Source organism: Halobacteriovorax sp., from assembly GCF_041587335.1.
Classification (GTDB): Bacteria; Bdellovibrionota; Bacteriovoracia; order Bacteriovoracales; family Bacteriovoracaceae; genus Halobacteriovorax.
Map to the genome: position 1 here is coordinate 1 of NZ_JBFGYP010000216.1, position 3,204 is coordinate 3,204.

General features: G+C 32.2%; 4 protein-coding genes and 1 pseudogene. All 5 read left to right on the forward strand.

The annotated features are described in order from the left end of the window. Positions 1 to 580: pseudogene (locus tag ABX784_RS16415) on the forward strand (lysine 2,3-aminomutase); the annotation flags it as partial. A 25-nt stretch (positions 581 to 605) separates the two neighbouring features. Continuing rightward, positions 606 to 1,052, forward strand: coding sequence for a hypothetical protein (locus tag ABX784_RS16420; RefSeq protein WP_372656145.1), 447 nt, complete (start codon positions 606 to 608; stop codon positions 1,050 to 1,052). Further along, complete coding sequence (locus ABX784_RS16425) at positions 1,049 to 2,371, forward strand: hypothetical protein (protein ID WP_372656146.1); 1,323 nt, start codon at positions 1,049 to 1,051, stop codon at positions 2,369 to 2,371. Before ABX784_RS16420 ends, ABX784_RS16425 begins: the two co-directional genes overlap by 4 nt. A gap of 108 nt (positions 2,372 to 2,479) precedes the next feature. Beyond that, positions 2,480 to 2,860: a PleD family two-component system response regulator gene (locus ABX784_RS16430; protein ID WP_372656147.1), complete on the forward strand. Its 381-nt coding sequence runs from the start codon at positions 2,480 to 2,482 to the stop codon at positions 2,858 to 2,860. Continuing rightward, positions 2,860 to 3,204: hypothetical protein (locus ABX784_RS16435; protein WP_372656148.1), on the forward strand; the 345-nt coding region annotated here is incomplete at its 3' end. The genes ABX784_RS16430 and ABX784_RS16435, both read left to right, overlap by 1 nt.

The following is a 3,204-nucleotide window of genomic DNA, read 5'->3' on the forward strand; positions in this document are numbered from 1 at the left end:
AATATCTAAGTATCTTCACGAGTTCAGTAATATTTCTCATATAAAATATATTCGTTTTCATACTCGAACACCAATAATTTTACCAAGTAGAGTAACTGAAAACTTTTGTAAAATGCTAAATAATTTTCAAGATAAATTTAAACAAATAAATATAGTTATACATGCTAACCATTCTCTAGAATTTACAAAAGAAAATAGGAAAGCTCTTCAGCTCCTCGATAAACACAGGATAAATCTCCTCTCTCAGAGTGTTCTCCTAAAGGGTATTAACAATACAACAAAAGATTTAATCGATCTTATAAATGAATTTACCTCACTAAGGGTTCGTCCTTACTATCTTCATCACCCAGACAAAGTTCGAGGGGGAATGCACTTTATGCTCAGTATTGAAGAGGGTCGCCGTCTATACTCAACCTTAAGAAATGAGCTTTCGGGGTGGGCAATACCAACTTATATTATCGACGTACCTCAAGGAGAAGGTAAGATTTCAGCCTTTAATCCTGAAACACACAACTTCAGTGGTCACTTCCTGAATAAGGAAGGAAAGAAAATTCCTTATAAGCAGGATGTTTGTATCTAATTTAATTTCCATTTAGAATATAAAAATGACTAAAGAAACAAAATTAAAAGCAGTACTTTCAGATGCTCTTGAAGAGAATCAATACAAAGAATTAAACCACGATATTGTTCTCAGGAATGATACGTCCGGTGTCTCTTATTTTGAGTATAAATTTATCAAAATAAATGAACTAAGAGATGACTCTATTTGTATCTCCCTTCCAAAGAATGTTTGTCAGAAGGGACATAACTTAAGTCTTGTTATATATGATACAAGACCAGTAAAAAAAATAACTAAATTCCCTCCCCCAGATACAAAGGGATCTATAACTATAATTGGTAAAGTTATAGAACTATATCCCAATGGAGACGACAGAGTTCTCGTTGAAATAAAATTCACTCAATTTAAACCAAATGAATGGCTAAAAGTTGTAGAGTCATATACTGGTCAGCAAAATAATATATCTTCTCTTATTGAAGAGGTGAAGAAATGATTTTTGAAGATATGAACCCTAAGAAAGTTCAAGCAATAAAAAAATTCTTAGGAGACAAAAAAGCTTTAATCGCTGATGACAAGAAGACAACAAGAACGACACTAAAAAAAATACTTACAGAATTTGGTGTAAAGGTTCAACATATCTTCATTGCAGATAATAATTCTGATGCAAGCGAAATCATAAATGACTTAAAAATTGATATCGTATTCGCTGGCTATAATGTAGGGAGTGAAAAAGGTATCGATCTTTTAAACACTCATATGAATGTTTTTCCTAATAGGCAAAGAGCTATCTTTTCACTTATTTCAGGACCTAATAGTATTGCCTCATCGTGTTTAATACTAGACACAGAGGCAGATGACTATATTGCAGAGCCTTTTACGACAAAGTCTATTGCTGATAGTTTTTTAAAAATTGTTGAAAGAAAGATTACCTCTTCTCCTTTCTTAAATGCCTATCACAAGACTAAAGAGCTCATATTTTTAAATGAGCTTGATACGGCTAGAAAGATTATAGAACCTTTAAAGCTAGGTCAGAACCATCTAGATGAGATCTACTACCTAGAGGCAAGAGTTTTCCAAGAAGAGGGAAATACTGAAGAAGCTTTAAAGCTATTTGAAATGGCCCTTGAAGTAAATGACTCACATTACTTATCTCTAAAATCTTTAGTTGAAGAGTACTCCAACTTAAAAATGTGGAAGAATGCCTATACTCATACAATAAAGTTATTGAACAACTACCCTATTAATCCAGAGAATCTTCCTGAGCTTATTAGACTATCAATTGCAAACCAGCAATATGAAGATTTAATAAAGTATGCTGAGTTCTTTAGTGGGTTAGAAGTACAGTCTCCATGCTTGAAAACAAATATTGCTGCAAGTTTAGTTATCTGTAGTAACTATTTTATGAAAAATAAAGAAAGAGACAAAGGTGTTAAAACACTTTTAGAGGCCGTAAAGCATTCTTCTGGAAAGTTTTCTATTTTAGAGAAAATCATATCAATCTTTATTGAATATAAAGAAGTAAAACTCGCCTACGATATCCTCAATCAATTTGAGCCATTACATGGTGAAAACCCTTCATATAGAAACCTAGAGATACAAATAGACTACTGCAATAAAGATATCAAAAGTGTTTTAAAGAAAGGTATTCCATTAGCTGAATCAGGTGCTGCAAATATAGAAGTTTACGAAGTCGTCATCTTGAGTTCAATTCAAGCTCAAAGAAAAACAAACTCTATTATTCACTTAATAGACAAGGCCGCTGCTAAATTTCCTGAGAGATCAAAGTATTTTCAATCTATGTATAAAGAATAAGTCTATTTTAATACCTGTTTAATTTACTTTTATACAATGAAAAAAATCCAATAGGAATGTACTGCTTACCTTGCCTTAATAATTAATATAACGTTATATTTAAAGCCTATGAAAGATATTGAAATTTTACTATTAGATGCTGATTCAGATAGAAGAAATAACTTTGCTTCTCGCCTTAGAGTTCAAGGTTTTAATATTGTTCTTTCGCTTGAGGGCTTTCAAACGATTCACCTTATTGAAAAATATAAGTACTCAGCCCTAATCATTATTGGAAACTTACAAGATATGCCTGGGCTAGAAGTCTTAAGCTTAGTGAGGATCTCTAAACCTAAAGCTGAATTACCAATTATTTTTATCTCTACAGGTTCTGATCAAGAAGAGGTCTTAAATGCATTTGAATTAGGGGCCAATGATATTATTGTCTATTCAGAAAAATGCTTTGCCTCTCTAGTCGAAAAATTAAAGAAGTATAAAAAAGTTAAAAAGTAATGAGACTTACTGTACTTTGCTTAATACTTTTAAATCTCTTCTCTCCTATTAATGCTCAAGACTTTCTTATTTTATGCAATAGAACTAATTCCTTAGAGTACTCAAAGTTAGCTCTTTCTGATGAGGGAGCCTACTTTCTTTTTCAAGGTTTAAACTCCCAAATGCAATGGGAGCAGATCTCTTACTTCTCAGATCTACACATCACAAGTGACGCTCAAATTGGATATAAGAGTGAGCAAACATGGGCATGCAATCTTGGGACATGCTTTAGAAACGAGTACTTTTCATTTAGTAAGCAAGTTTTGAGCTACAAAAAGTCTATAAAATCTGACACTTATATCGTA